The organism is Saccharopolyspora sp. MMCC62, from assembly GCF_057736575.1.
Map to the genome: position 1 here is coordinate 646,158 of NZ_JBYKCM010000001.1, position 26,855 is coordinate 673,012.

Genomic DNA, 26,855 nt, shown 5'->3' on the forward strand with positions numbered 1-26,855 from the left:
TCCCGCTCCAGTCGGCCGTGCGACCGCCCGAGTGCGTTCCCAGCGCACTCACGTCGCAGTCTTCCTCTAGGAGGTCTTCGCCATGTCGTGTCCGCAGGCGGCAAGCCGGGCGAGCGCACCACCCACGACTCCCCCGCGACCGCCGGGAGCGATGCCCGGCAAGGGCTGGACCGCCTCGGCCGCGGCCGGCGCGGTCCGGATCAAACTCCGGGACGACATCACCCCGACGTCGAACCTGGCCACGTTCCTGACCGGCGCGCTCGATCCGGAGGCCGAACGGCTCTTCAGCGACTACCTGCCGTACAACCTCATCGACCGGGACCAGTACCCGGGCGCGACCGAGCTGGAGCGGCAGTGCGTGCAGACCCTGGCGGGGCTGTGGAACGCGGACCCGTCGACCGCCGTCGGCACCGCCACCACCGGTTCCAGCGAGGCCGCGCTGCTGGCGGGCACCTCGCTGCTGCGCCGGTGGCGGCACCGCGGGGACACCGCCGGGCGGCAGCCGAACCTGGTGCTCGGGTCGAACGCGCACGTGTGCTGGCACAAGTTCTGCCGCTACTGGGAGGTCGAACCGCGCATAGCCCCCGCCGGGCCCGCGGGGCTGCACCTCACCGGCGAGCAGGCGCGGGAGCGCTGCGACGCGGACACCATCGGCGTGGTCGGCATCCTGGGTTCCACGATCGACGGCGGCTACGAGCCGATAGCGGAGATGTCCGCGGCGCTGGACGCGCTCGCCGCCGAGTCCGATGTGGACGTTCCGATCCACGTGGACGCCGCCTCCGGAGGTTTCGTCGCCCCGTTCCTGGATCCGGAGCTGCCGTGGGACTTCCGGCTGCCGCGGGTGCAGTCGGTCAACGCCTCCGGGCACAAGTACGGGATGGTCCCGGCCGGGCTCGGGTGGATCGTGTGGCGGGACCCGGCGGCGCGCACGAACTGGCTCAGCTTCGACACCAACTACCTGGGCAGCACGCGCGCCAACCACGAGCTGAGCTTCTCCCGTTCGGCGGCGCCGGTGGTGCTGCAGTACTACAACTTCCTGCGGTTCGGGTTCGACGGGTTCCGCGCGATGCACGCCCGCAGCCGCGCCACCGCCAGCGCGCTGGCCGATGCGCTCGGCGGCATGGGCCCGTTCCGGATCATCGGCGACGGCCGGGAGCTGCCCGTGGTGGTGCTGGCGCAGCGCGAGGGCGGGCACCGCTGGACGTTGCGCGAGCTCGCCGGGCACCTGGGCGCGCACGGCTGGTCGGTGCCGGTGTACGCGCTGCCGCCGGACCGCCAGCGGACCGACGTGCTGCGCATCGTGGTGCGCAACGAGTTCACCGCACGGCACGCCGAAGACCTGCTCGACGCGGTGCGCGGCTACCTGTCCGGCGCCATCACCACCCCTGCCTGACCCCCGCAGAGAGGACGAAACCGTTGCGCCCCATCCGCATCGCCTGCAAGCTCCCCCGGTCCGGACCCCCGCAGCCGGGCACCGGCGTGCGCCTCGCGCTGTTCCAGGGCGAGAACCCGGTCGGCACCTCGGAGGCGGTGACCGCGAACCTGCACCGGATGCAGGAGGTCGTCGAGGTCGCCGCCCGCTACCGGGCCCAGCTGTGCGCCTTCCCCGAGTGCTACACCACCGGCTACTCGCTGGGCGCCGCCGAAGCCCGCGCCCTCGCCCAGCCCTCGGACGGCACCGCGGTGCAAGCGGCCCGCGAGCTGTCGGCCGCGCACGACGTGGCGATCGTGCTGCCCTACGTGGAGCTCGACCGCGCGGCGGGCACCGTGCACGACTCGATCGCGCTCGTCGTCGAGGGCGAGCTCGCCGCGAACTACCGCAAGACCCACCTGTACGGGGCGGCGGAGCGGATCAACTTCACCGCGGGCACCGAGCTGCCGCCGGTGGTGAAGGTGAACCAGTTCCCGGTGGGCCTGCTCAACTGCTACGAGTGCGAGTTCCCGCCGCTGTACCAGAGCCTGGTCACCCGCGGGGCGCGGCTCGTGGTGGGCCCGACCGCAGCCGACCACCACTTCACGCTGCACGACGGCACGCCCACCCAGGTCCCGTACCCGGACGCGACCGAGCACATCATCCCGGCGATGGCCGCGGTGTGGCGGGTGTTCGTGGCGTACGTGAACCGGCGCGGCTGGGAGACCTCGGAGCGCGGGCAGTGGCAGTACCGCGGCAACTCCGGGGTGTGGGCGCCGGACGGCGCACCGCTGATCGCGGCCGGGCCGGACGAGCGCCGGGACGACGCCCTGCTGCTCGCCGACTGCGTGCCGGACGAGGTGGCGCCGTTCAGCCCGGAAGGCGATCACTTCACCGACAACAGGGTCGCGCTGCGGGAGGAGCTGCTGCCCCTGCATTGACCCGGGTGCCGGGCCGCGGCATCCGGTCCGGCCCCGGTCACGCCGGTGCGGTCGCCGACCTCCCCGCCTCGGTGGCCGCACCGGCTCCCCGCGCCGCCAGCACCTCCCGCATCGGGGCGAGCCGCACCCCTTCCGCGGTCAGCGCGTCCCGGACCGCGCGGGCCACCTCCGCCGCGTTCGGCCGGTCGCCGTGCAGGCAGATCGAGTCGGCGGCCACCGGGACCTCGCCGCCGCGGACCGAGGTGACCGCGCCGCGCAGCACCGCCAGCGCCTGCTCCGCGCAGGCCCGCGGGTCCTTCGCGACCGGGTTCGGTTCGATGATGATGCGCCCGGTCTCGTCATAGTCCAGGTCGGCGAACGCCTCCCGCACCACTGGCACGCCCCGCTCGGCGACCCGGTCCGCGGTCGGCCCCGCCAGCAGCACCACCGGAACTCCGGGTGCCGCGGCGGCGACGGCTTCGCCGACCGCCGCGGCCACCTCCGGTTCGCGGGAGGTGAGGCCGTAGAAGGCGCCGTGCGGCTTCACGTGGGTGATCGGCACGCCCAGCTCGTCGGCCAGCGCCCGCAGCGCGCCGAACTGGTACAGGCACGCGTCGGCCGCCTCCCGCGGGCTCATCGCCAGCGCGCGCCTGCCGAAACCGGTCAGGTCGGGGAATCCGGGGTGCGCGCCCGCGGCCACGCCCGCGTCGCGCGCGATGCGCAGCGACTCCCGCATGGTCGCCGGATCGCCCGCGTGCCAGCCGCAGGCGATGTTCACCGAGGTGACCAACGGGATCACCCGTTCGTCGTCACCCAGCTTCCACCGGCCGAAGCTCTCCCCCGCGTCCGCGTTGAGATCCACCAGTTCCTGCACCGGACCCACCTCCCGCAGCTGCCGGCCGCGGCCGGTGCCCTGCGGTGTTCCCCGGCCGCGCGCCGGTGGTCCGGCCAGTTTCCCGCAGCGCCCCGGGCCGCGCAGTGCCCCGTTCGGTCGTCTCCGCCGTTCCGCTCCCGATCTCGCCGCGCCCTTTCGGCCCATTCCGGTGCACGCGTTCGCGCGTACCGATCTTCCCAGCCCGCGGGCTATGGTGACCCGAACGTGCGATTTTCCCCGGGCCGCCCAAGGAGTTCTCAGCGCCGGTTCTGCGCCGGGAATCACTTCGGCGCATGCTCGGGTCCACGGCAGATCACCTCCGTAAACCGGTTGAGGAGGTCGACATGGCAGCGACTACCACGCATCTGCCTCCCGCCAGGTACGAGTTCGGCGGCGATGAATTCGTGTTCGTCGAACTCGATCAGGAAATGAGCCTGGAAGCGAACCTCAAGGCGATGGCGATCACCGGCGCGTTGCGGGAGCAGGACATCGACGGCGTCATCGACATCTGCCCGTCCAACGCCTCCTACCTGGTCCGGCTCGACCCGGACCGGCTGCACCCGGCTGAACTGGTCGATGAGCTGCGCAGACTGGAGGCGACCGCGGGCGAACTGCCGGACGGCCACGTGGTCCCGACCCGCATCGTCGACGTGCCGATCCTGTTCGACGACCCGTGGACCCGGGAGACGTTGCTGCGCTTCCGGGACCACCACCAGGACCCGACCGGCACCGATCTGGACTACGCGGCGCGGATCAACGGATTCCGCGGAACCCCGGAACTGATCGATGCGATCACGTCCGCACCGTTCTTGGTCACCATGCTCGGATTCGTTCCCGGATTGCCGTTCTGCTACCAGATGGTCCCGCGCGAACGGCAGATCGAAGTGCCCAAGTACGTGCGGCCGCGCACCGATACCCCGGAACGCGCATTCGGGTACGGCGGCGCGTTCTCGGTGATCTACCCGGTGCGCGGTGCGGGCGGATATCAACTGTTCGGAATCGCGCCCGCTCCGGTGTTCGACCTGGCGCGATCGCTGCCGGATTTCGCCGAGAACATCGCGTTCCCGCGGCCGAGCGACATCCTGCGCTACCGCGCGATCGACCGGGCCGAGTACGACCGCATCCGGGCCGAGGTGGCGGCGGGAACCTTCCGCTACCGCACCGCGGACGTCGAGTTCGCCCCCACCGCGTTCCTCGCGGACCCGGACGGCTTCAACCGGACGTTGCTGGAGGTGCTGGGATGAGCGAGGTCATCGTGCGCTCCGGAGGGCTCTCCACGACGGTGCAGGACGCCGGGCGCGACGGCTGGTACGCGATCGGGATGCCGCCGTCCGGCGCGCTCGACCAGTACTCCTTCCGCGCGGCCAACCTCCTGGTGGGCAACCCGGAAGGCACCGCCGCGCTGGAGGCCACCTACATCGGCCCGGAGCTGGAGTTCACCGACGACCGCCGCATCGCCGTCACCGGCGCCGACGCCCCGGCCCGCGTCAACGGCGAGCCCGTCCCGGCGTGGGAGACGCTCGCAGTGCGCGCCGGGGACGTGCTGTCCTTCGAGATGCTCACCGCGGGCGCCCGCCCGTACGTGGCCGTCAGCGGCGGGATCGCGGTTCCGGAGTACCTGGGTTCCCGGTCGACGTACACGCTCACCGGCATCGGCGGGTTCCACGGCAGGGCACTGCGGGCCGACGACCGGCTGCCGCTCGGTTCGCCGCCGGTGTCCGGTCCGTCGCCGGGCACCGCGGTGCCCACCGGGCTGCGGCCCGCCGTCGGAGGCCCGGCGCGGCTGCGGCTCGTGGTGGGCCTGTGCTCCTACCGGCTCACCGACGCCGCGCTGGAGTCCTTCGTGGACACCGAGTGGAAGGTCACCAAGGACGCCGACCGCGTCGGCTACCGGCTGCGCGGCGGCACCATCGACTTCATCGACCGCGAACCCCCGTTCGGCGCGGGCGGCGACCCGGCGAACGTCGTCGACCTCGGCTACCCGATCGGCTCCGTCCAGGCGCCCGGCGGCGACGAACCGATCGTGCTGCTCGGCGACGCGGTGACCGGCGGCGGCTACGCCACCGTGGGCACCGTGATCTCCGTGGACCGGGACCGGATCGCGCAGGCCCGCACCGGCGACCGGGTGGTGTTCACCGCCGTCGACGTCGACGGTGCCATCGCCGCCCGCCGGGACCGCGGCATCCGGCTGGAGAAGGTCCGCGCCGCCGTCAGCTAGTCCCGCACGCCCGAACCACCGAGGAGGCCACCATGTCGACCGTCAACGCCGCGCTCCCCGGCGTCTTCTACCGACGCCCCGCACCGGACCAGGAACCGTTCGTGGAGGTCGGTGCGGCGGTCCAGGAAGGGCAGACCATCGCGCTCATCGAGGTGATGAAGACCTTCAGCGAGGTGAAGGCCGAACAGGCGGGCACCCTCGGCCGGTTCCTGCTCGACGAGGGCGACGAGGTGGAGGCCGGTCAGGGCGTCGCCGAGGTCGAAGCGCCATGAGCGGCCCGAACCGGGTCCTGGTGGCCAACCGGGGCGAGATCGCGGTCCGCATCATCCGCGCCTGCCACGCGGCCGGGATCGAAGCGGTGGCGGTCTACTCCGACGCGGACGAGAACTCCCGCTGGGTGCGGCTGGCCGAGCACGCGGTGCGCCTCGGTGCCTCCCCCGCCGCGAAGTCCTACTTGGACGGTGCGGCGGTGCTGGCGGCGGCGCGCGACACCCACGCCGACGCGATCCACCCCGGTTACGGCTTCCTCTCGGAGAACCCGCGGTTCGCGCGGGCCGTGCAGGACGCCGGGCTGGTGCTGGTCGGCCCGCCGGCCTCCGCGATCGAGCTGATGGGCGACAAGGCGACCGCCCGCGCCACGGCGCAGGCCGCGGGCGTGCCGGTGGTCCCGGGCAGCGCGCCGGTCACCGACCTGGCGGCCGCGCAGGCCGCGGCCGACGAGCTCGGCTACCCGGTGCTGGTGAAGGCCGCCGCGGGCGGTGGCGGGCGCGGGATCCGCCCGGTGTCCTCGGCGGACGAGCTGGCCGAGGTGCTGCCCGCCGCGCAGGCCGAGGCGCGGTCCGCGTTCGGCGACGGCACGTCCTACCTGGAGCGGGCGCTGCCCCGGCCGCGGCACATCGAGGTGCAGCTGCTCGCCGACGACCACGGCGGCGTGGTGCACCTGTTCGAGCGGGACTGCTCGGTGCAGCGCCGCAGGCAGAAGCTGCTGGAGGAGGCCCCGGCGGCCGGACTGCACGAGGAGACCCGGCGGCGCATCGGCGAGGCCGCGGTCCGGCTCGCCCGGCACGTCGGCTACCGCAACGCGGGCACCGTGGAGTTCCTCGTCGACGAGGACCAGCACTTCTACTTCATGGAGATGAACACCCGCATCCAGGTCGAGCACCCGATCACCGAGGCGATCAGCGGCGTCGACCTGGTCGCCGAGCAGCTGCGCATCGCCGGGGGCGCCCCGCTCTCGTTCGCGCAGGACGACCTGGTGGCCACCGGCGCGGCCATCGAGCTGCGGATCAACGCCGAGGACCCGGACCGCGGCTTCGCCCCGTGCCCCGGTGAGGTCACCGCGTTCGACCTGCCCGGCGGACCGGGCGTGCGGGTGGACACCGGGCTGGCCAGGGGCGACCGGATCAGCCCGTTCTACGACTCGCTGATCGCGAAGCTGATCTGCTGGGGCGCCGACCGCGACCAAGCGTACGCGCGGGCCGAGCAGGCGCTGCAGGAGTTCCGCATCGAAGGCGTGGCCAGCACGATCCCGCTGCACCGGCGGCTCGTCGGCAACGACAAGCTGCGCAGCGGCCCGGTGCACACCACCTGGCTGGAGGAGCAGCTCGACTGATCAGCGGCCGACGACCTCGTCGCGCAGCACGCTGAAGCGCACGCAGTCCCGCCACTTCCCCTCGCGGAACAGCCAGCCGCGCAGCACGCCCTCCCGGGTGAACCCGGCCTTGGTGAGGGCGCGCTGTTCGGCGAGGTTGTCCACTTCGGTACCCGCCTCCACCCGGTTCACCTGGGTGTGGGCGAACAGGTAGGCGACGAGCTGCCGCTGCGCGTCGGTGCCGTGGCCGCGGCCGCGCGCCTCCGGCAGCAGGGTGATCCCGATGTTCCAGCAGTACGAGGTCTGCCCGGTCGGGTTCTTCGCCCACGACACGAATCCGAGGCGCCGCTGCGGGTCCTGCTCGGCGACGACCAGCAGCACTCCCTCATCCACGTCCAGCAGCCCGGATTCCGCCCAGCGGCGCCGGAAATGCCCCGCGCCGTGGTAGCCGAACCAGTTGTAGGGATGGGTGGCCTCGCGGGTGTTGAGCATCCGGTCGAGATCGGTCAGGTCGTCTTCGAGCACCGGCCTCAGCAGCACAATGGTCCCCACATCGCGACCGTAGACCGATCACGCTCCGCTGCACATGCTCTGTTCCGGTGGTCGCGGCCGGACCGGATCGGTCAGGAGATCGGGCGGCGGCAGGTGTAGATCCGCGCGGGCGGCACGTTGCGCCACACCGTCCGGCTGGTGAGGACCTCGTCGAACGCGAGGTCCAGCCGGTTCCGGAACGCCCGGGCGCCTGCCATGCCGAGCGCGTGCACGTACGCGAACGTGGTGAACGCGCCACCGGGCGTGAGCACCTTGCCGACCTCGCCGAGGATGTCGCGCTGCAGCTCGCCGGGGAAGATCGACCACGGCAACCCGCTGATCACCGCGTCCACCCGGTCCACCCCGTTGTCCGCCAGCAGGGTCCGCAGCTTCGCCGCGTCGCCCTGCACGACTTCCAGCCAGGGCAGGTCGGCGCGCAGGTGCTCCACCATGCCGCTGTCGAGTTCGATCGCCAGGTGCCTGCCGCCTTCGGGCAGCCGGTCGCGGACGGCGCGGCTGAGCGCGCCGGTGCCGGGGCCGAGTTCCACGACGACCGGTCCGCCCTCGGACGCGGCGCGGGGAACGATCGAGGCCATCTCGCGGGCCAGGTAGGGCGAGCTCGGCGCCACGGCTCCCACCAGTCCGGGTTTGCGCGCCGCACGGGCGGCGAACTTCCGGTAGTCCGCGAACACCGATGCGGGCCGTCCGGTCTGGGGCCGTTGCTGGGAAGTGGTCACGGCTGCCTTCCGCGTTCGTCGGGCGAGTTCCCGGTCACCCTATCTGTCGCGGGCGGGCAGCCGTCGTCGCCCGAGCCGTCGCGGCCGGGGCGCGGGCCGGGAATTCGATCGCCAGGGCGCCGCGCGGACCGTTCACCGGTCCCGCGGAACGCCCTTTCGAACAGCGGCGCGAAGAAACGCGCGGCAATTCACTCGAATAACGTGTAACGCGGCGAGAAAGCACGGCGATAAAAGCCGCTCCACCCGCCGCCGCATGCGCAGGGCTTGTCCGGTCCGGACAAGCCCGTTGCGCCGCGTTCAGGCAGGCTGCTGGACCATCGCACCCGCCGGTTCCACCGCCGGGACCTGCTCAGCGGGCTGAGCGGGAGTGTTCAGCGCAGGCTTGTTGACCCACCTGACCGCCACGCCTGCCGCCGCCAGCAGCACGATCGCCTCAATTGCGAGAGCCACCCACACCATTGCCACTTTCCTTGCCTCCTTTCTGCTGACCTCCCCGTCTTCCGAGCGCGCGAACGGGCACACGCGCGTGCCCGCGCTTGGTCTCGCGATCGAAAGAGGTTCGGGGCCGAACACCCACTTGCACCCCGATAGTAGGACCTCGTTTCGGATGCGTTAAGGAGGGGTCGCCGTGGTGTGCGTCGCACCCGAGCGGAGCAATGCGCGGGTGCCCGACGCCACAGCCCGTGCGGGACGCCCGCGGGCGCTCCCGGCGTTCGTGCCGGTGTGGAGCACGAGGTCGACGTGGTCGTGATCGGAGCCGGGCAGGCCGGGCTCAGCAGTGCGCACCACCTGCGGCGCGGCGGAGCCGAGTTCGCGGTGCTGGACGCGGGAGCCGGCGCGGGCGGCGCGTGGCGGCACCGCTGGCCGTCGCTGCGGCTGGGCGGGGTGCACGGCATCCACGACCTGCCCGGCCTCGCACTGGAGGAGAAGGACGGGGCGCGGCCGGCGTCCGAGGTGCTCGCGGAGTACTTCGCCCGCTACGAACGGGAATTCGACCTGCCGGTGCACCGCCCGGTGCAGGTGCGGTCGGTGCGGCGCGGCCCGGACGAGCGGCTGCTCGTGGACGCCGACCTCGGCGCCGGGGCCACCGGGACCTGGGCGGCGCGAGCGGTGATCAACGCGACCGGGACGTGGACGAAACCGTTCGTGCCGCACTACCCCGGGCAGGATGCGTTCACCGGACGGCAGCTGCACGTCGCCGACTACCGCGGCGCCGCGGAGTTCCGCGGCCTGCGGGTCGCGGTGGTCGGCGGCGGGATCTCCGCGGTGGAGCTGCTCACCGAGATCGCCGAGGTGGCCACCACGACCTGGGTGACGCGCCGCCCGCCCGTGTTCGGCGACGCCGAGTTCACCCCGGACGCCGGGCGGCGCGCGGTGGCCGAAGTGGACCGCCGGGTCCGCGCCGGACTGCCCCCGGGCAGCGTGGTGAGCGTGACCGGGCTACCGCCGACGCCCGCGGTGCTGCGCGCGCGGGACGCCGGAGTGCTCGACCGGCACCCGATGTTCGAGCGGATCACGCCCCGCGGCCTGCGGTGGGCCGACGGCACCGAGGTCGAGGTGGACGTGCTCCTCTGGGCCACCGGGTTCCGCGCCGCGCTGGACCACCTCAGACCGCTGGGCCTGCGCGAACCGGGCGGCGGCATCCGGATGGACGGCACCCGGGTCGTCGCGGAACCGCGGCTGCACCTGGTCGGCTACGGCCCGTCGGCCAGCACCATCGGGGCGAACCGCGCCGGCCGCGCCGCCGCCCGCGACGTCCAGCGGCTCCTGCGCCCCTCCGGTGCGTTGCGCTGAACGGGCCTCCGCCCGTGAACCCCCACCGGCCGAGACACCGGGTCCCGCGGGCGGACCGCTCGACACCGGGCACCACCCGGTCGAAACACCGGGTGGTGCGGGCCGACGGCGAACTCGCCTCGCCGGGCACCGCGACCGCCCGCGGACGGCGCCGAACCCCCCGAGGTCCCGCGACCCGGGCCGACCCGCGCGGACCGGCGATCAGTCCCGGGCGGGGGCGAAGGCGCGGAGCAGGTGGTAGCCGATCAGGACGATCAGCGTGCCGAGGGCGATGCCGCTCAGGCTCAAGCTCGACGTGAAGGTCAGCGACACCCCGCCGATCCCGGCGATCACCCCGGCCGCCACCGGCAGCAGGTTCACCGGGTCGGCGAAGTCGACGCGGTTCTGCACCCAGATCTTCACGCCCAGCAACCCGACCATGCCGTACAGCACCACGGTGATCCCGCCGAGCACCCCGCCCGGCACCGCGGCCACGATCGCCCCGAACTTCGGGCACAGGCCGAACCCGATGGCCACCAGCGCCGCCACCCAGTACGCGGCGGTCGAGTACACCCGGGTAGCGGCCATGATGCCGATGTTCTCCGCGTAGGTGGTGGTCGGCGGGCCGCCGAGCGCGCTGGAGAGGGTGGTGGCGAAGCCGTCGGCGAACACCGCGCGCCCGAGGCTGCCCTGCAGGTCGGTGCCGGTCATCTCCTCGACCGCCTTGACGTGGCCGGTGTTCTCCGCGAGCAGCGCGATCACCGCGGGCAGCACCACGACGATCGCCGAAGCGGAGAACGTCGGCGCGTGCACCTCCGGCAACCCGAACCAGGCCGCGTCCGCCACGCCGCTGAGGTCCACCCGCGGATGGGTGCTCACGATCCCGTCGGCGTCCGGCGCGGTGATCGGCCCGAGCAGCACGTCGAACGCCCAGGACAGCAGGTATCCCCCGGCCAGCCCGAGGAACACCGCGATGCGGCCCCAGAAACCCGGCAGCAGCACGCTGCCCGCCACCACGATGATCATGGTGAGCAGCGCGGTCCACTGGTCCTGCGGCCAGTACGTCTCGGCCACCACCGGGGCGAGGTTGAACCCGATCAGCAGCACCACCGCCCCGGACAGCACCGGTGGCAGCAACCGCTGCACCACCCCCGGCCCGGCGAAGTGCACCACCACGCCGACGGCCGCGAGCACCGCACCGGAGACCAGGATCGCCCCGGTGACGGTGGCGGTGTCCCCGCCTCCCGCGCGGATCGCGGTGACGGCGCCGACGAACGAGGCGCTGCTGCCCAGGTAGCTGGGGATCTTGCCCTGCACCACGAGCAGGAACAGGATCGTCGCCCCGCCGGAGACCATGATCGCGAGGTTCGGGTCGAGTCCCATCAGGACCGGGAACACGAAGGTGGCACCGAACATCGCCACCACGTGCTGGGCGCCGAACCCGATGGTGCGGCCCCAGGTGAGCCGCTCGTGGGGTGCCACCGACTCGCCGGGGCGCGGCGTGCTGCCGTCGCCGTGCAGTGTCCACCCGAAACCCGTTCGCCCTCGCATGGCGGACAGTCTGCCCCGGCGGCGGCCCGGTCGTCCGCGGTGGTCGCGCCGATGTGACCTGGTCGGCGCCTCGCCGCGGGGCGGACCCGGGTCCGCGGAGCCGGTGCCGTGGGCGCACCCGTCAGCGCGGAGCGGACTCCGGGGCCGCGGCGCGCGGGATGATCGAGCGCCCGTACTCCTCCACCGTGGACTCGACGGCGTCGTGCATGGCGTAGGCGGCGAACTGGTGCACCCCGGCCGCGCGCAGTTCGGCGAGCTTGTCCAGGTGCGCTTCGGGCGGCCCCAGCAGGCAGAACCGGTCCACGATCTCGTCGGGCACGAAGTCGGTGCTGGGATTGCCGGCCCGCCCGTGGTGGGAGTAGTCGTAGCCCTCCCGGTCGCGGACGTAGTCGGTGAGCTCCGCCGGGATCTCCGCCGAGCTCGAACCGTAGCGGCGCACCAGGTCGGCGACGTGGTTGCCGACCATGCCGCCGAACCACCGGCACTGCTCGCGGGCGTGTGCGAGGTCGGGACCGACGTAGGCGGGCGCGGCCGCGCACACGGTGATCGCGTCCGGATCGCGGCCCGCCGCCTCGGCCGCGTCGCGGACGTGCCGGACCATCCACCGCACCAGCAACGGGTCGGCGAGCTGCAGGATCACGCCGTCACCGACCCGTCCGGCCAGGTCCAGGGCCTTCGGCCCGTACGCGCCGATCCACACCGGCAGCCGCCCGCCGCGCACCCACGGCAGCCGCACGGCGGTGCCGTCCACCTCGGTCTCGCGCCCTTCCGCGAGGTCGCGGATCACGCCGACGGCGCGTTCCAGCACGGCGAGGGTGTTCGGCTTGCCGCCGGTGACGCGCAGCGCCGAATCCCCGCGCCCGATGCCGCAGACGGTGCGCTCGCCGAACATCTCGTTGAGCGTGGCGAAGGTGGACGCGGTGACGCTCCAGTCCCGGGTGGCCGGGTTGGTGACCATCGGCCCGACGACCATCCGCTCGGTGGCGGCCAGGATCTGGCTGTGGATCACGAACGGTTCCTGCCACAGCACGCAGGAGTCGAAGGTCCAGCCGTGGTCGAAGCCGAGCGCCTCGGCGCGCCGCATCAGGTCCACGACCGACCAGGCCGGGGGATCGGTTTGCAGCACGAGCCCGAACCGCATCGCGCACCTCCGCGTCGTCAGGTGGTCGTCAGGTCAGGTATTGGCAGGTGTCCCGCCGCAGGAACCGCCCGTGCCCGGGGCGGCCGCGGTACTCGCCGTCGTCGAGGACCACCGCACCGCGGGAGAGCACGGTGCGCACGCCGCCGGTGACGGTCCGGCCTTCGTACGGGTTGTAGTCGACGTTCATGTGGTGCGTCTCCGCGGACAGCACGTGCTCGGCGCGCGGGTCGTAGAGCACGATGTCCGCGTCCGATCCGGGGGCGATGGTGCCCTTGCGCGGGTGCAGGCCGAACATCCGCGCCGGGGTGGTGCTGGCCAGCTCCACCCAGCGGCGGCGGGTGAGGTGCCCGGCCACCACTCCTTGGTGCAGCAGGTCCAGCCGGTGCTCCACGCCGGGCATCCCGTTCGGGATCTTGGAGAAGTCGCCGAGCCCGAGCTCCTTCTGCGAGGCGAAGCAGAACGGGCAGTGGTCGGTGGCCACGACCGACAGGTCGTCGGTGCGCAGGCCGCGCCACAGCTCCCGCTGGTGCTCCTCGGGCCGCAGCGGCGTGGAGCAGACGTACTTGGCGCCTTCGAACCCCGGCCGGGCCAGCTCGTCGACGGTGAGGAACAGGTACTGCGGGCAGGTTTCGCCGAACACCGGCAGCCCGGTGTCGCGGGCCCGGACGAGTTCCTCGAGCGCTTCCGCCGCCGACACGTGCACGACGTACAGCGGGGCGCCCGCGACGCGGGCGAGCTGGATGGCCCGGTGGGTCGCCTCGGCTTCGAGCAGCGGGTGCCGCACCCGCCCGTGCTCGCGAGGATCGGTGCGACCGGCGTCGAGGGCCTGCTGCACGAGCACATCGATGGCGATGCCGTTCTCCGCGTGCACCATGGTCAGCGCCCCGTTGCCCGCGGCCCGCTGCATGGCGCGCAGGATCCGCCCGTCGTCGCTGTAGAACACGCCCGGGTAGGCCATGAACAGCTTGAAGCTGGTGACGCCTTCGCCGACCAGCCCGTCCAGTTCGGCCAGCGAGCCGTCGTGCACGTCGGAGAGGATCAGGTGGAACCCGTAGTCCACCGCGCAGTTCCCCTCGGCCTTCGCGTGCCAGGTGTCGAGCCCTTCCCTGGCGGAACCGCCGATGGACTGGATGGCGAAGTCGATGATGGTGGTGGTACCGCCCCACGCGGCCGCGCGGGTGCCGGTCTCGAAGGTGTCCGCGGAGTAGGTGCCGCCGAACGGCATCTCCATGTGGGTGTGGCCGTCCACCCCGCCGGGGATGACGTACAGCCCCTCCGCGTCGAGGACCGCGTCGGCGCCGGGCAGCCACTGCTCGGCGAGTTCGGGGGTGCCGAGCGCGGCGACCTGCTCGTCGATCACGAGCACGTCGGCTTCGATCTCCTCGGTCGCGGTGATCACCAGCCCGCCGCGGATCACCGTCCTGGTCATGGCCGCTCCCCCGCTCGTCCCAGCGCCTCGACGAGGATCGCGGCGCCCTCGCGGGCCTCCTGCTCGGTGAGGCTCAGCGGTGGGGCGATGCGCAGCACGTTGCCGTCCAGCCCGCCCTTGCCGATGAGCAGCCCGCCGCGCCGGGTCCGTTCGAGCACCGCGGTGGCCGCGGCCGGGTCGGGCGCGCCGGTGGCGGGGTCGGCGAGTTCCACGCCGAGCATCAGCCCCTTGCCGCGCACGTCGGCGACGAGCGGCAGCCGCGGCCGGGCCTCGTCGATGGCCGCGCGCAGCACGGCGCCGACGCGCAGCGCGTTGCCCTGCAGGTCGTGCTCCAGCAGGTGTTCCAGGTTGGCCAGTGCCCCGGCGGTGGTGACCGGGCTGCCGCCGAAGGTGGACAGCGAGTTCACCCCGATGCTGTTCATGATCTCCGCGCGAGCGATGACGCCGCCGATGGACAGCCCGTTGCCCAGCCCCTTCGCGAAGGTCACGATGTCCGGCGCACCGCTGCCGCCGTGCGCCTGCCAGCCCCAGAAGTGCTCGCCGGTACGGCCCCAGCCGGTCTGCACCTCGTCGCTGATCCAGAGGATGCCGTGCCGATCGAGCACTTCCTTGAACCGCGCGAACAACCCGTCCGGTGGGACGGCGAAGCCCCCGACGCCCTGGATGGGTTCGGCGATCAGGCAGGCCACGTTGCCGTGCAGCTGCCCGAGCACGTCCTCCAGGTCCTGCACGCAGGCGTCGGTGAACGCCGCGTCGGGCAGGTCGGCGAGCGGGGTGCCCCGACGCCTGCTGCCGTGCACGTAGCTCGTCTGCACCGGCGACAGGCTGGTCGGCGACCAGGCCCGGTTGCCGGTGATCGCCAGCGCCGAGAAGGATCGCCCGTGGTAGCTGTTGCGCAGCGCCAGCACCTGGTTGGACCCGCGGTACCCGGTGGCCAGCAGCAGCGCGGTGTCGTTGGCCTCGGTGCCGCTGGCGGTGAAGAACACCCGCGGGTCGTCGATGCCGGACAGCTCGGCGACGCGTTCGGCCAGCTCGACCATCGGCCGGTTCAGGTACAGCGTGGAGGAGTGCAGGATGCGCCCGGCCTGCTCGGAGACGGCGGCGGTGACCTCCGGCAGCGCGTGCTCGGTCATGGTGGTGAGGATGCCGCCGAAGAAGTCCAGGTAGCGGTTCCCCTCGGCGTCGCGGACGTGCCTGCCCTCGCCGCTGACCAGGTCGATCGGCTGCTCGTAGTAGGTGGACAGCCAGTCCGGCAGCACTTGCCTGCGCCGCTTCGCCAGCTCGTCGTGCGCGCCCTCGTCGGTCATGGCCGTCCTTTCCTCTCCAGCTGCCGGTGCGGGAACGGTGTCGGTCAGGGCGCGGTGAGCGGCCCGTAGGCGTCCGGGCGCCGGTCGCGGTAGAACGCCCACTTGGCGCGGACCTCGTCGATCAGGTCGAAGTCCAGGTCGCGCACCACGAGTTCCTCGTCCTGGTCGCTGGCGACGTCGCCGACGAACCGCCCGTAGGGGTCGGCGAAGTAGCTGCTGCCGTAGAAGTCGTTGTCGCCGTACTCCTCCACGCCGACCCGGTTGATCGCGGCGATGAAGTACTCGTTGGCGACGGCGGCGGCCGGCTGTTCCAGCTTCCACAGGTAGGAGGACAGGCCCCGGCTGGTCGCCGACGGGTTGTAGACGAGCTGCGCCCCGGCCAGCCCGAGCGCCCGCCAGCCCTCCGGGAAGTGCCGGTCGTAGCAGATGTAGACGCCGACCTTGCCGACCGCGGTGTCGAACACCGGCCAGCCGAGGTTGCCGGGGCGGAAGTAGAACTTCTCCCAGAACCCGGGCAGGTGCGGCAGGTGGTGCTTGCGGTACTTGCCGAGGTACTCGCCGTCGGCGTCGATGACGGCGGCGGTGTTGTAGCAGAACCCCGGACCGTCCACTTCGAAGATCGGTACCACGATCACCATGCGCAGTTCGCGGGCGAGCGCGCGCATCCGCTCGGTGGTGGGCCCGTGCGGGACGGCTTCGGCCCAGCGCTGGTGCTCGGTGTTCTGCACCTGGCAGAAGTAGGGGGCGTTGAACACTTCCTGGAAGCCGATCACCTGCGCGCCCTGCGCGGCGGCGGCTCGGGTGTGCTGCTCGTGGACGTCGATCATGGACCGGGCGTCGCCGGTCCACTTCGCCTGGACCAGTGCGGCGCGAACCAGGTTCGGCATGGCGGCACCTCTCGTGCTGTGACCGGCCGGGGACGCTCCGAACATATGGCGCGGTCCGGGTACCTGCAATGACCGCGCGGGCCAGGATCAGCGGCGCTGAGCACCACCGGTGCGGCGGGCGCGCGCGCTCGCTGCGGGAACGGGTGCGGCGGGCGCGCGGCGCGGGCCGACGGGTTCGCTCGGAAGGAGGAAGCGCCGGTGTGTCGGCGCGGTTCGGTCCGCTGCGGCGGACGGTGGTCCGGCCACCGCCGGGCGGGCGATCAACTCCCGAGCCCGATCCCGTGCCGGTCGAGCCATCGCAGCCACGCCCCGCGCCGGCCCGCAGTGGTGTCGGCGCGGTCCAGCGCGCGGTGGGTGAGCCGCACCAGCGGCCAGCGCAGCGGTTCCGGCGGGTACGGCAGCGGCCGGGTCCGCACCAGGGCGGAGCGGGTGCGCCGGGTCTCCGCTCCGGCCAGCAGGTCCAGCACGACTTGCGCGCCGAACCGGGACGCGGCCACGCCGAGCCCGGTGAACCCGGCGGCGTAGCCGATCCGCCCGTCGCAGGCGGTGCCGAACACCGGGGTCGAGCGGGTGGTGGCGTCGATCGGCCCGCCCCAGCGGTGCGTGAACCGGGTGCCCTCCAGCTGCGGGAACGTCGCGAAGAACCGGGTCGCGAGCCTGCGGTGCGTGCCCGGCCGGTCGGCGAAGCGGGCGGCGGTGCGCCCGCCGAAGAAGTACTCCGGGGCGCCGCCGCCCCACAGGACCCGGCCGTCGGGGGTGGGCCGGAAGTAGTGGAACAGGTTGTGCGAGTCGGTGACGCCCTGGCGGTCCCGCCAGCCCAGCGACTCCCACGCGGCCGCGGACAGCGGTTCGGTGACGAGCACGTGGTCCCAGATCGGCAGCACCCGGCGGCGCACCCCGCGCAGCGGGGCGGGGAACGCGTTGGTCGCGAGCACCACCCGCCGTGCCACGACCGTCCCTTGTGGACAGCGCAGCCGCACGTCCGTCCCGCCGGGGCGCAGCGCGCGCACCGCGCTGTGCTCGTGCACCCGGACCCCGCGCCGCTCGGCGGCCGCGAGCAGGCCGCCGACGAGCCTCGCCGGGTCCACCAGCCCGCCGGCCTCCGGCAAGCGCAGCCCGGCGCGGAACGACTCGGAGCGCAGGTCGGCCCGGACCCCGCCTGCTCCCTGGAACAGCGCGGTGAACCCGTGCTCGCGGTAGAGGTCCGCCTCGTCGCGCAGCTCCCCGACCTGGTGCGGTTCGGTGGCCACCGCCGTCTTGCCGCACCAGGACAGGTCCGCGTCGATGCCGTCGCCGTCGAGGAATTCCCCGATCTCGCGCAGGTTCCGCCTGCCCAGCTCCACCAGTCCGCCGATCTCGGCGGGCCACAGCCAGGCGCCGTGGGCGAGGCCGTGGGTGAGCGATTCGGACAGGAATCCGGCGCTGCGAGCGCTGCCGCCGGACCCGGCCCGCCCGGCGTCCAGCACCAGCACGTCCAGCTCCGGATCGCGTTCCTTGGCCAGCACCGCCGTCCACAACCCGGTGAGCCCGGCGCCGACCACGACGAGGTCGGCGCGGTCCGGTCCGGGCAGCGGCGGGCGCGGGGCGATCGGCGAGCGCTGCGGCCAGAACGCGGCCGGTTCCGCGTCGGCGAGCGCGGCCTCGGGCGACGGGCCGGTCACTGCCACCACGGGCGGGACCCGGTGCCGCGCCTGCCCGCCCGATCCACGTCCTTGCGGACCTGCCGGGTCTCCCTGGCCAGGCCGGGCGGGTGGCCGTGCTTGATCGAGCGGTGCTCGCACGCCTCCCCCATCAGGTACAGCGAGCAGAACAACCCCACCGACAACCCCATCGCGATCGTGCTGAGCCGGAGTTCCAGCGGCCCCGGCACCAGCAGCAGCACCGCGCAGAACGGCGCCAGCTGGGTCAGCGCCCGCGCCACGTGCCGCAGCGCCCAGGTCCGGCAGGTCACGTCGTGCAGCACCCATTCCGCGCAGCGGGCGGGCAACCGGCCGCCGAACGCGTACCAGACCCATTGCGCCGGGCCGGGCCGCCCGGAGACCGGCCGCGGTGAAGGTGGCCGAGGTGTCCGCACTCGCCTAGATTAGTGGTCGCGGTGGCACTTCCGAAGGGCCGGGGCGAACCCGTTGCCCGCATCACCCGGACGCCCCGTAACGATCTTCCCCGGTTCGCGATGATCCAGGTGAAAGGGGTTGTGCTGATATGTTCGCTGTTGTCGTGGTGATGTTGTTCGTGTTGGTGGTGGGCGCGGTGATGTTCACCGACGTCCTGGACGACGGTTTCCGGGGCGCGGGTGCCGCTCTGGTCCAGCTGGTGCGCGGGCCGCGCACCCATCCCTGACCGTCCGCAGTGGATTGATCCGGTCGCGGGCGCGCAGGCCGGATCGGTCCCGGTACCGCCGCGCCCCCCGCTCCCCGGTTCCGGTGCGGAGCGCTCCTAGAGTGGAGTCGTGAGCGAAGCGGACCCGAAGACCTCCGAGCCGCACGACGGCTGCTGCGCGCCCGGACGCACGCGGGAGCCCGGCGACGCACCCGCCCCGGCCCCCGCCGCCGCGGGCGAGACCGTCGAGCACCGGTGGATCGCGCTGGACGGCGGTGCCTTCCTGATGGGCACCGCCGACGCGGACGGCTTCCCGCAGGACGGCGAAGGCCCGGTGCGCGAGGTGCGGGTGAACCCGTTCGAGATCAGCGCGCTCGCCGTCACCAACGCCGAGTTCGCCCGCTTCATCGCCGCGACCGGTTTCAGCACCGACGCGGAGCGGTTCGGCTGGTCCTACGTCTTCGCCTCGTTCCTGCCCGGTGCGCTGCGGCGCTCGGCGCCCCGGCCGGAGCAGACGCCCTGGTGGTGCGGTGTGGAAGGGGCGACCTGGGACCGGCCGGAAGGGCCCGGGTCCGACCTCGGCGGCCGTGCCGAGCACCCCGTGGTGCACGTGTCCTGGCACGACGCCGCGGCGTACTGCGAGTGGGCCGGGGCGCGGCTGCCCACCGAGGCCGAGTGGGAGTTCGCGGCCCGCGGCGGCCTCGAACAGCGCCGCTACCCGTGGGGCGACGAGCTCACCCCCGACGGCGAGCACCGCTGCAACATCTGGCAGGGCACGTTCCCCGTCAAGAACCTCGCCGAGGACGGCCACCGGGGCACCGCGCCCGCCGACGCGTTCCCGCCCAACGGATTCGGGCTGCACAACGCGGCGGGCAACGTGTGGGAGTGGTGCGCGGACCGCTGGGGAGTCGAGCACGCCGCGTCCGGCGCCACCGATCCGCAGGGGCCCGCCGACGGCGAGAACCGGGTGATGCGCGGCGGCTCGTACCTGTGCCACGACTCGTACTGCAACCGGTACCGCGTCGCGGCCCGCACCTCCAACAGCCCGGACAGCTCGGTCGGGAACCTCGGGTTCCGCTGCGTCCGCGCCTGACGGCTCGACCCGGAACCGCCGCCACCTGCGGCAGGGGACGATTGCTCCCGAATGGTGAACGTTCTGTTGCTCCGGGTGGGTCAGCCGATAGGCTCACGCCCATGATCCGCTTAGTGGAGCGCCGCCACGTCGATCTGGTGCGCGTGACCGCTTCCGCCTGTCGCGCCCGCTGATCTCCTCGCGCGGCCGCTGAGCCGCTGCACCATCTCGAGCACGCCCGCGCCCCACCCCGGTGCCGCGCGGGCGGCCCGCACCGTTCGACTTTCGACGCGTCCGCGTCATCACCCACCGTGGAGCCCTCATGTCCGCTGACGTCCCCGCCCAGACCGACTCGCCCGAGGCGAACTGGTCGTTCGACACGCTGCAGATCCACGCCGGCGCGCAGCCCGACCCGGCGACCGGCGCCCGCGCGACGCCGATCTACCAGACGACCTCGTACGTCTTCCGCGACACCCAGCACGCGCAGGACCTGTTCAGCCTGGCCGAGCCCGGCAACATCTACACCCGCATCAACAACCCCACCCAGGACGTGCTGGAGCAGCGCGTCGCGAAGCTGGAGGGCGGGGTCGGCGCGGTCGCGGTGGCCTCCGGGCAGGCGGCGGAGACGCTGGCGGTGCTGACCTTGGCGCAGGCCGGGGACCACCTGGTGTCGAGCTCCTCGCTGTACGGCGGCACCTACAACCTGTTCCACCACACGCTGCCGAAGCTGGGCATCGAGGTCACGTTCGTCGACGACTTCGACAACCCGGACGCCTGGCGGTCCGCGGTGCGGCCGAACACGAAGCTGCTGTTCGCCGAGTCGCTGGGCAACCCGCGCAGCAACGTGCTCGACGTGCGCGCGATCGCCGACATCGCGCACGAGGCGGGGGTGCCGCTGGTCGTGGACAACACGGTCACCACCCCGTACGTGCTGCGGCCGCTGGAGCACGGCGCGGACATCGTGGTGCACTCGGCGACGAAGTACCTCGGCGGCCACGGCACCGCGGTCGGCGGCATCGTGGTGGACGGCGGCTCCTTCGACTTCGGCGCCGACCCGGAGCGGTTCCCCGGGTTCAACGAGCCGGACCCGAGCTACCACGGCCTGCGCTACTGGCCCGCCCTCGGGCACGGCGCGTTCGCCGCGAAGCTGCGGGTGCAGGGGCTGCGCGACCTCGGTCCGGCGATCTCGCCGTTCAACGCGTTCCTGGTGCTGCAGGGTCTGGAGACGTTGTCGCTGCGCATCGAGCGGCACGGCGCGAACGCGCTGGAACTGGCCCGCTGGCTGGAGGAGCGCGACGAGGTGGCGAAGGTGCACTTCGCGGGCCTGCCGTCGAGCCCGTGGCACGAGCTGGGCAACCGCTACCTGGAGCACGGCTTCGGCGCCATCGTGTCCTTCGAGCTGCGCGGCGGGGTGGCGGCCGGCCGGAAGTTCGTCGAGGGCGTGTCCCTGTTCAGCCACCTGGTCAACATCGGCGACGTGCGCAGCCTCATCGCGCACCCGGCGAGCACCACGCACAGCCAGCTCACCGAGCAGGAGCAGTTGGACGCGGGCGTGACGCCGGGTCTGGTGCGCCTGTCCGTCGGCATCGAGAACGTCGACGACCTGAAGGCGGACCTCGAGTCGGCGTTCCGCGCGGCGAAGGCCGAGCTGGAGCGCTGAGCAGATGAGCACGCGACCCCTTCCCGCCACCGGTGCCTGGCGGGAAGGGGATCCGCCGGGGCGGCGGCGGTTCCTGCACCTCGACCCGCAGCACCTGGAGTCCGGCGCGGTGCTGCCGGACGCGCGGCTGGCGTACGAGACGTGGGGGTCCCTCGACCCGGACGGCGGCAACGCGGTGCTGGTGCTGCACGCGCTCACCGGCGACCCGCACCTGCGCGGCCCCGCCGGACCGGGCCACCCCAGCGCGGGCTGGTGGGAAGGCGTCGTCGGGCCGGGCCTGGCGCTGGACACCGACCGCTGGTTCGTGGTGGCGCCGAACGCGCTCGGCGGCTGCCAGGGCAGCACCGGGCCCGCCGATCCGGCGCCGGACGGGCGGCCGTGGGGCGGGCGGTTCCCGGCGGTGACCGTGCGGGACCTGGTGCGTTCCGAGGTGGCGCTCGCCGAGTCGCTGGGCGTGCACCGGTGGGCGGCGGTGATCGGCGGTTCGCTCGGCGGGATGCGCGCCCTGGAGTGGGCGGTGGACCAGCCGGACCGGGTCGGTTCCGCGCTGGTGCTGTGCTGCGGGGCCGCCGCGACCGCCGAGCAGATCGCCTGGTCGTCGACGCAGCTGCACGCGATCCGCGCCGACCCGGACTGGCTGGGCGGTGATTTCCACGAGCTGCCCGACGGGCGCGGCCCGCACGCGGGGCTCGGGCTGGCGCGGCGGATCGCGCACCTCACCTACCGCAGCCCGGCGGAGCTGCAAGCGCGGTTCGGTTCGGCGCCGCAGGATGGCGAGGACCCGGCGGCCGGTGGGCGCTACGCGGTGGAGTCGTACCTGGACCACCACGCGGCGAAGCTGGTGGGGCGCTTCGACGCGGCCAGCTACGTGCGGCTGACCGAGGCGATGAGCGGGCACGACGTGGGGCGCGGCCGCGGCGGGGTGGAAGCGGCGCTGCGCCGGGTGCGGGCGCGGACGCTGGTGGCCGGGGTGGACAGCGACCGGTTGTTCCCGCCCGCCGACCAGCACGCGCTCGCCGCGGGCCTGGGCACCCGCGCGCGGATCCTCAGGTCGGCGCACGGCCACGACGGGTTCCTGGTGGAGACCGAGCAGGTCGCCGAACTGGTCGCGGAACTGCTCAAGGGCGCTTGACGCGGGGCTGCGCGCGGCCAACGGTGGGTGGATGGCCGCCCACGAGGAGCACCCCCGGCACGATCCGTCCTCCGACCCGGACTTCCCGAACGCGGTGGCCGCGTTCGCGGACGCGGTGCGCCGCTTCCCGGACGCCCCGCTGCTGCACCACTTCGACACCACGATCACCACCGGCGAGCTGGACGAGCTCACCGACGCGTTCGCCGTCGCGTTGCAGGACCGCGGGGTCGTGCCGGGCGAGCGGGTCGCGCTGTACCTGCAGAACGTGCCGCAGTTCGCGATCGCGCTGCTCGGCGCGTGGAAGGCGGGCTGCACCGCGGTGCCGATCAACCCGATGAACAAGCGGCGGGAACTGGCGCTGCTGCTGGCGGACTCGGGGGCATCGGTGCTGGTGGCGCTGCGCGGGCTGCACGGATCGGTGGCCGCCGGAGTGGTCCCGGAGAGCTCGGTGCGGCTGGTGATCACCACCGCCGAACGGGCCTTCCAGAGCCGCGACGACGTCCGGGTGCTGCCGGAGCGGGACGAGCCGGTGCCCGCGGGCACCGTCGACCTGGAGGAGCTGCTCGCCGCCCACCGCGGCCGCCGTCCGGTGCCGGTCGACCTGGCACCGGAGGACGTGGCGGCGCTGAGCTACACCTCCGGCACCACCGGGCCGCCGAAGGGCGCGATGAACACCCACCGCAACGTGGTGTTCGACGCCCGGGTGTGGCGGGACCTCGCCGGGATCGGCGCGGACGACGTGGTGCTGGGCGTCGCCCCGCTGTTCCACATCACCGGGCTGGTGGGGCACGTGGCGCTGGCGCTGCTCACGCCGGTGCCGCTGGTGCTCACCCACCGGTTCGAGCCGGAGGTGGTGCTGGACGCGGTCCGCGAGCACCGGCCGACCTTCGCGGTCGGGGCGATCACCGCGTTCATCGCGCTGCTCGGCACCGGGGGCACGGCGGCGGACCTGGCGAGCCTGCGCCGCGTCTACTCCGGTGGCGCGCCGATCCCGCCGAGCACGGTGCGGGACTTCGAGGAGCGGTTCGGGCAGCGGATCCACAACGTCTACGGGCTCACCGAGACCACCTCGGCCGCGTTCGCCCAGCCCTGGGGCGCACCGGCGCGCATCGACGAGGCGTCCGGCGCGCTGTCGGTGGGCGTGCCGGTGCGGTCCACGCGCGCCCGCATCCTCGGCGAGGACGGTCGCGAGGCACCGCCCGGCGAAATCGGCGAACTCGCGATCTCCGGCCCGCAGGTCGTGCCCGGCTACTGGGGCAAGCGGGCGGAGACCGCGGCCGCGCTGCCCGGTGGTGAACTGCGCACCGGCGACGTCGCGCACCGGGACGCCGACGGCTGGTTCTACCTGGTGGACCGCAAGAAGGACCAGATCAACGCGGGCGGCTACAAGGTGTGGCCGCGGGAGGTGGAGGACGTGCTCTACGAGCACCCCGCAGTCCGGGAGGCCGCCGTCGTCGGCGTGCCGGACCCGTACCGCGGGGAGACGGTGCGGGCGTACGTGAGCCTCCGCGCCGGGCTGCGCGCCGAACCGGCGGAACTGGTCGAGTTCTGCCGCGCGCGGCTGGCGGCCTACAAGTACCCCAGGCAGGTCGAGATCCTCGCCGAACTGCCCAAGACGACAACGGGAAAGCTGCTCCGCCGAGAACTCCGCGGGCGCTCCGCAGACCTTTCCGAATGAGCTGCCCAGGTGTCCCGGTGGCGAAAGCTCGGCGGTTCCGCCGACAAGAGGACGACCGAAGATCATTCCGAAAGGTCGCCTGATCGAATCCGCTCACGAGGACGGCGAGCCGGACCGCGCAGGAGTCTCCGCGGAACCTAGCGGTCGTCGTACGCGGTGCGGGCGGCGTCGATGTGCGGGAGGTGCTCGATGCTCCACGTGATCAGCGGCGCGGTGGCGTCGTGCAGGCTCCGGCCCATCGCGGTCAGCTCGTAGCTGACGTGCGGCGGCATCACGTTGTGAACCGTGCGCGTCAGGATCCCGTCGCGTTCCAGGTCGCGCAACGTGACGGTGAGCATGCGCTGGCTGATGCCGTCGACGGCCCGCTTGAGCTCGGTGAAGCGCAGCGGCCCGTCCGCGAGCATCCGCACGATCAGCAGCGCCCACTTGTCGCCGACGATGCCGAGGACTTCGCGGGTCCGGCACGGGTCCTGCACGGTTACCTCCGGAGAACCGGGGCACTGAAAAGTGCCGTATTGCCCGGTGCGCGTCGTGGGGACCACGATTGCTCTCGGTTACTGAACGATACCGAGGCACCAGGAGGAACTGCACGACCATGTCCACCTACTTACTGGTTCACGGCGCCTGGCACAGCGGGCGGAGCTGGGAACGCGTGGTCCCGATCCTGGAGTCGGCCGGGCACCGGGTGCTCGCACCATCGCTGACCGGCCACGGCGACAAGGCGCACCTGCTGGCCCCCGAGGTCGGGCTCGGCACCCACATCGACGACATCGTCGGTCTGATCACGCGAGAAGATCTGGACGACGTCGTGCTCGTCGGGCACAGCTACGCCGGGATGGTCATCTCAGGAGCGGCCGACCGAGCCCCCGGACGGATCACGCGCTTGGTGTACCTCGACACGGAGGTCCCCGAAGACGGCGAAGCAGGCATCGACGCGTTCCCGGTCATCAAGCAGCTCGTCGACGACGCCGTGGACGGGTGGCGAATTCCGCCGCCGCCGGAGCAGCCCCCACCGCTCGGCCTGTTCGGGGTCACCGATCCCGACGACGTCGCCTGGTTGCGCTCGATGCTGTCGGACCTGTCGGCGCGATGCCTCCAGGAACCGGTCCGGCTGAGCGACCCCGCCGCGCGCGCCATCCCACGCACGCACATCCACTGCGTCGGAGGACGGCGGGCGGACATCCCCCGGCGTCCCGTCCCGGTGGGCGAGGCGAAGCGGGAGCTGCCGACCGGGCACGACTGCATGATCACCATGCCCGCCGCGCTCTCCGAGTTGCTGCTCGAAGCGGCCTGATCGGCGGAACGAGCCGGCTTTACCGGCCACCGCCGGGGCGCGGGAGGACCCCGATCGATGCCGACGGGTGCGGCTGTTCCGCGACCGGAGCACACCCGAGGTGACGAGCCGGTCCGGCGGAGGCGAGAACGGCTCAGAGCTCCAGGCCGACGTAGTTCTCCGCGAGCGACGTGGCCGCCGCCGTCGAAGCGACGACGTAGTCGAGGTGGGATCGTTGCAGGCGGCGCGCGAAGTCGTCGGCCGCGGGATCGGTGTGCAAGAGCGTCGTCATCGAGTACGAGAAGTGCTCGGCGCGCCACACCCGGCGCAGCGCGGTGTCCGAATAGGACTCCAACGCTCGATCGTCACCGTGGCCGACCGCCGCGGTGAGCGCCTGTGCCAGCAGCGTCACGTCGGCCACGGCCAGGTTGAGCCCCTTCGCCCCGGTAGGTGGCACGATGTGCGCGGCATCCCCGGCCAGCAGCAACCGCCCGTACCGCAACGGTTCCGCGACGAAGCTGCGCATCGGGGTCACCGACTTGTCGGTGATCGGCCCGCGTTCCAGCCGCCAGTCCCCGTCGACCGCGAACCGCAGGTCCAGCTCGCCCCAGATCCGGTCGTCCGGCCAGTCCCGCGCGTCGGTGTCCGGCGGAACCTGCAAATAGAGCCTGCTGACCTGCGGAGTGCGCATGCTGTGCAGCGCGAATCCGCGCTCGTGGCAGGCGTAGATCAATTCCTCAGTGGACGGAGCGACATCGGCGAGGATTCCGAGCCACGCGAAGGGATAGGTCCGTTCGTAGGTGCGGACCCGGTCCGCGGGGATCGTCTTGCGGCCCACGCCGTGGAAGCCGTCCGCGCCGACCACGTAGTCGGCGTCGAGCACGTGCTCGGCACCGGCGTGGCGGTAGCGGACCCGCGGGTGCTCGGTCTCGGCGTCCAGCACTTCCAGCACCTCGGCTTCGAACAGCAGTGGCGCACCGGACTCGGCCCGCAGCGCCACCAGGTCGCGCACCACCTCGGTCTGCGCGTACACCATCACCTGACGGCCGCCGGTGAGCGCGGCCAGGTCGATGCGGTGCCCGGTGCCGCCGAAGCGCAGTTCGATCCCGTCGTGCACCAGGCCTTCGCGGTCCATCCGCTCCCCCGCGCCGCAGGCCCGCAGCACGTCGACGGTGCCCTGCTCCAGGATTCCGGCGCGCTGCCGGTGCTCGACGTGCTCGCGGGAGCGGGATTCCAGCACGACCGACTCGACACCCCGCTGCTGCAGCAGTCGCGCGAGCAGCAGGCCCGCCGGTCCCGCTCCGATGATGGCCACGCTGGTCCGCATCGACCACGCCTCCTCAATTCATCC

25 protein-coding genes are annotated in these 26,855 nt (G+C 73.0%); 12 read left to right on the forward strand and 13 right to left on the reverse strand.

Annotation, left to right across the window (positions count from 1 at the left end):
* Window positions 1-151 precede the first annotated feature (151 nt).
* Window positions 152-1,393, forward strand: a complete 1,242-nt coding sequence (gad, locus tag AC29IT_RS02925; protein WP_488217711.1) for a glutamate decarboxylase — start codon at window positions 152-154, stop codon at window positions 1,391-1,393.
* A 23-nt stretch (window positions 1,394-1,416) separates the two neighbouring features.
* Window positions 1,417-2,352, forward strand: a complete 936-nt coding sequence (locus AC29IT_RS02930) for a nitrilase-related carbon-nitrogen hydrolase (protein WP_488217712.1) — start codon at window positions 1,417-1,419, stop codon at window positions 2,350-2,352.
* A gap of 37 nt (window positions 2,353-2,389) precedes the next feature.
* Here AC29IT_RS02930 and AC29IT_RS02935 read toward each other — a convergent pair whose 3' ends face one another.
* Window positions 2,390-3,205 (reverse strand): LamB/YcsF family protein, encoded by an 816-nt coding sequence (locus AC29IT_RS02935; protein ID WP_358444285.1) that lies wholly within the window; start codon window positions 3,203-3,205, stop codon window positions 2,390-2,392.
* A gap of 344 nt (window positions 3,206-3,549) precedes the next feature.
* Here AC29IT_RS02935 and AC29IT_RS02940 point away from each other — a divergent pair, with 344 nt between their 5' ends.
* From AC29IT_RS02940 to AC29IT_RS02955, 4 genes are read left to right on the forward strand one after another with little or no spacing between them, the layout of a single operon-like run.
* Entirely contained in the window at window positions 3,550-4,449 is a 900-nt protein-coding gene (locus tag AC29IT_RS02940) for a 5-oxoprolinase subunit B family protein (RefSeq protein WP_488217713.1), read from the forward strand.
* Window positions 4,446-5,423 carry a 5-oxoprolinase subunit C family protein gene (locus AC29IT_RS02945; RefSeq protein WP_488217714.1) on the forward strand — a complete coding sequence of 326 codons (978 nt, stop codon included), beginning with the start codon at window positions 4,446-4,448 and terminating at the stop codon, window positions 5,421-5,423. Before AC29IT_RS02940 ends, AC29IT_RS02945 begins: the two co-directional genes overlap by 4 nt.
* Window positions 5,424-5,455: 32 nt before the next feature.
* Window positions 5,456-5,695, forward strand: coding sequence for an acetyl-CoA carboxylase (locus AC29IT_RS02950; RefSeq protein ID WP_358437934.1), 240 nt, complete (start codon window positions 5,456-5,458; stop codon window positions 5,693-5,695).
* A complete protein-coding gene (locus AC29IT_RS02955; RefSeq protein WP_488217715.1) occupies window positions 5,692-7,035 on the forward strand; it encodes an acetyl-CoA carboxylase biotin carboxylase subunit in 1,344 nt (447 codons plus the stop codon). Before AC29IT_RS02950 ends, AC29IT_RS02955 begins: the two co-directional genes overlap by 4 nt.
* On the opposite strand, the gene AC29IT_RS02960 is transcribed toward AC29IT_RS02955, so the two are convergent.
* The 3 genes from AC29IT_RS02960 to AC29IT_RS02970 all read right to left on the reverse strand — a co-directional run bounded on the left by AC29IT_RS02960 (window position 7,036) and on the right by AC29IT_RS02970 (window position 8,855).
* Entirely contained in the window at window positions 7,036-7,566 is a 531-nt protein-coding gene (locus AC29IT_RS02960; RefSeq protein ID WP_358437939.1) for a GNAT family N-acetyltransferase, read from the reverse strand.
* Between the two features lie 71 nt (window positions 7,567-7,637).
* Window positions 7,638-8,282, reverse strand: a complete 645-nt coding sequence (locus AC29IT_RS02965; protein ID WP_358437942.1) for a class I SAM-dependent methyltransferase — start codon at window positions 8,280-8,282, stop codon at window positions 7,638-7,640.
* Between the two features lie 297 nt (window positions 8,283-8,579).
* Window positions 8,580-8,855 carry a hypothetical protein gene (locus tag AC29IT_RS02970; RefSeq protein ID WP_488217716.1) on the reverse strand — a complete coding sequence of 92 codons (276 nt, stop codon included), beginning with the start codon at window positions 8,853-8,855 and terminating at the stop codon, window positions 8,580-8,582.
* Between the two features lie 150 nt (window positions 8,856-9,005).
* Between AC29IT_RS02970 and AC29IT_RS02975 the strand changes: the two genes are divergently transcribed.
* Entirely contained in the window at window positions 9,006-10,076 is a 1,071-nt protein-coding gene (locus tag AC29IT_RS02975) for an FAD-dependent oxidoreductase (RefSeq protein ID WP_488217717.1), read from the forward strand.
* A gap of 201 nt (window positions 10,077-10,277) precedes the next feature.
* Here the strand turns inward: AC29IT_RS02975 and AC29IT_RS02980 are convergent, their stop codons facing one another.
* The 7 genes from AC29IT_RS02980 to AC29IT_RS03010 form a co-directional block, all read right to left on the reverse strand.
* The gene (locus AC29IT_RS02980; RefSeq protein ID WP_488217718.1) at window positions 10,278-11,606 is read right to left on the reverse strand and encodes a uracil-xanthine permease family protein; all 1,329 of its coding nucleotides are present in this window, start codon (window positions 11,604-11,606) and stop codon (window positions 10,278-10,280) included.
* Window positions 11,607-11,727: 121 nt separating this feature from the next.
* Entirely contained in the window at window positions 11,728-12,747 is a 1,020-nt protein-coding gene (locus tag AC29IT_RS02985) for a TIGR03842 family LLM class F420-dependent oxidoreductase (protein ID WP_358437952.1), read from the reverse strand.
* 28 nt (window positions 12,748-12,775) lie between these two features.
* Window positions 12,776-14,176 carry a dihydropyrimidinase gene (hydA, locus tag AC29IT_RS02990; protein WP_488217719.1) on the reverse strand — a complete coding sequence of 467 codons (1,401 nt, stop codon included), beginning with the start codon at window positions 14,174-14,176 and terminating at the stop codon, window positions 12,776-12,778.
* A complete protein-coding gene (locus AC29IT_RS02995) occupies window positions 14,173-15,483 on the reverse strand; it encodes an aspartate aminotransferase family protein (protein WP_358438098.1) in 1,311 nt (436 codons plus the stop codon). Before AC29IT_RS02995 ends, hydA begins: the two co-directional genes overlap by 4 nt.
* A gap of 44 nt (window positions 15,484-15,527) precedes the next feature.
* On the reverse strand, window positions 15,528-16,370 hold the full coding sequence (locus AC29IT_RS03000; protein WP_358437957.1) for a nitrilase-related carbon-nitrogen hydrolase: 843 nt from the start codon (window positions 16,368-16,370) through the stop codon (window positions 15,528-15,530).
* Window positions 16,371-16,630: 260 nt separating this feature from the next.
* Entirely contained in the window at window positions 16,631-18,031 is a 1,401-nt protein-coding gene (locus AC29IT_RS03005; protein ID WP_488217720.1) for an NAD(P)/FAD-dependent oxidoreductase, read from the reverse strand.
* On the reverse strand, window positions 18,028-18,444 hold the full coding sequence (locus tag AC29IT_RS03010) for a DUF5313 family protein (RefSeq protein WP_488217721.1): 417 nt from the start codon (window positions 18,442-18,444) through the stop codon (window positions 18,028-18,030). The genes AC29IT_RS03005 and AC29IT_RS03010 overlap by 4 nt, the downstream gene beginning before the upstream one ends.
* Before the next feature lie 375 nt (window positions 18,445-18,819).
* Here AC29IT_RS03010 and AC29IT_RS03015 point away from each other — a divergent pair, with 375 nt between their 5' ends.
* The 4 genes from AC29IT_RS03015 to AC29IT_RS03030 all read left to right on the forward strand — a co-directional run bounded on the left by AC29IT_RS03015 (window position 18,820) and on the right by AC29IT_RS03030 (window position 24,231).
* Window positions 18,820-19,782, forward strand: a complete 963-nt coding sequence (locus AC29IT_RS03015) for a formylglycine-generating enzyme family protein (protein WP_488217722.1) — start codon at window positions 18,820-18,822, stop codon at window positions 19,780-19,782.
* Window positions 19,783-20,083: 301 nt separating this feature from the next.
* Window positions 20,084-21,421: a bifunctional o-acetylhomoserine/o-acetylserine sulfhydrylase gene (locus AC29IT_RS03020; protein ID WP_358437967.1), complete on the forward strand. Its 1,338-nt coding sequence runs from the start codon at window positions 20,084-20,086 to the stop codon at window positions 21,419-21,421.
* Between the two features lie 4 nt (window positions 21,422-21,425).
* Window positions 21,426-22,553: a homoserine O-acetyltransferase MetX gene (gene metX, locus AC29IT_RS03025; protein ID WP_358437969.1), complete on the forward strand. Its 1,128-nt coding sequence runs from the start codon at window positions 21,426-21,428 to the stop codon at window positions 22,551-22,553.
* Between the two features lie 31 nt (window positions 22,554-22,584).
* Entirely contained in the window at window positions 22,585-24,231 is a 1,647-nt protein-coding gene (locus tag AC29IT_RS03030) for an AMP-binding protein (RefSeq protein ID WP_358437972.1), read from the forward strand.
* 137 nt (window positions 24,232-24,368) lie between these two features.
* Here the strand turns inward: AC29IT_RS03030 and AC29IT_RS03035 are convergent, their stop codons facing one another.
* Complete coding sequence (locus tag AC29IT_RS03035; RefSeq protein WP_358437975.1) at window positions 24,369-24,707, reverse strand: winged helix-turn-helix transcriptional regulator; 339 nt, start codon at window positions 24,705-24,707, stop codon at window positions 24,369-24,371.
* A 119-nt stretch (window positions 24,708-24,826) separates the two neighbouring features.
* Here AC29IT_RS03035 and AC29IT_RS03040 point away from each other — a divergent pair, with 119 nt between their 5' ends.
* A complete protein-coding gene (locus tag AC29IT_RS03040) occupies window positions 24,827-25,525 on the forward strand; it encodes an alpha/beta fold hydrolase (protein ID WP_488217723.1) in 699 nt (232 codons plus the stop codon).
* Window positions 25,526-25,658: 133 nt separating this feature from the next.
* Here the strand turns inward: AC29IT_RS03040 and AC29IT_RS03045 are convergent, their stop codons facing one another.
* Entirely contained in the window at window positions 25,659-26,831 is a 1,173-nt protein-coding gene (locus AC29IT_RS03045) for a 4-hydroxybenzoate 3-monooxygenase (protein WP_488217724.1), read from the reverse strand.
* Window positions 26,832-26,855: the final 24 nt, after the last annotated feature.

Excerpts from the sequence above, each read along its gene's own strand:
- gad (WP_488217711.1), top strand. The coding sequence starts at position 152 with ATGCCCGGCAAGGGCTGGACCGCCTCGGCCGCGGCCGGCGCGGTCCGG.
- AC29IT_RS02940 (WP_488217713.1), top strand. The coding sequence starts at position 3,550 with ATGGCAGCGACTACCACGCATCTGCCTCCCGCCAGGTACGAGTTCGGC.
- AC29IT_RS02945 (WP_488217714.1), top strand. The coding sequence starts at position 4,446 with ATGAGCGAGGTCATCGTGCGCTCCGGAGGGCTCTCCACGACGGTGCAG.
- AC29IT_RS02950 (WP_358437934.1), top strand. The coding sequence starts at position 5,456 with ATGTCGACCGTCAACGCCGCGCTCCCCGGCGTCTTCTACCGACGCCCC.
- AC29IT_RS02955 (WP_488217715.1), top strand. The coding sequence starts at position 5,692 with ATGAGCGGCCCGAACCGGGTCCTGGTGGCCAACCGGGGCGAGATCGCG.
- AC29IT_RS02980 (WP_488217718.1), bottom strand. The coding sequence starts at position 11,606 with ATGCGAGGGCGAACGGGTTTCGGGTGGACACTGCACGGCGACGGCAGC.
- AC29IT_RS02985 (WP_358437952.1), bottom strand. The coding sequence starts at position 12,747 with ATGCGGTTCGGGCTCGTGCTGCAAACCGATCCCCCGGCCTGGTCGGTC.
- hydA (WP_488217719.1), bottom strand. The coding sequence starts at position 14,176 with ATGACCAGGACGGTGATCCGCGGCGGGCTGGTGATCACCGCGACCGAG.
- AC29IT_RS02995 (WP_358438098.1), bottom strand. The coding sequence starts at position 15,483 with ATGACCGACGAGGGCGCGCACGACGAGCTGGCGAAGCGGCGCAGGCAA.
- AC29IT_RS03000 (WP_358437957.1), bottom strand. The coding sequence starts at position 16,370 with ATGCCGAACCTGGTTCGCGCCGCACTGGTCCAGGCGAAGTGGACCGGC.
- AC29IT_RS03020 (WP_358437967.1), top strand. The coding sequence starts at position 20,084 with ATGTCCGCTGACGTCCCCGCCCAGACCGACTCGCCCGAGGCGAACTGG.
- metX (WP_358437969.1), top strand. The coding sequence starts at position 21,426 with ATGAGCACGCGACCCCTTCCCGCCACCGGTGCCTGGCGGGAAGGGGAT.
- AC29IT_RS03030 (WP_358437972.1), top strand. The coding sequence starts at position 22,585 with ATGGCCGCCCACGAGGAGCACCCCCGGCACGATCCGTCCTCCGACCCG.
- AC29IT_RS03040 (WP_488217723.1), top strand. The coding sequence starts at position 24,827 with ATGTCCACCTACTTACTGGTTCACGGCGCCTGGCACAGCGGGCGGAGC.
- AC29IT_RS03045 (WP_488217724.1), bottom strand. The coding sequence starts at position 26,831 with ATGCGGACCAGCGTGGCCATCATCGGAGCGGGACCGGCGGGCCTGCTG.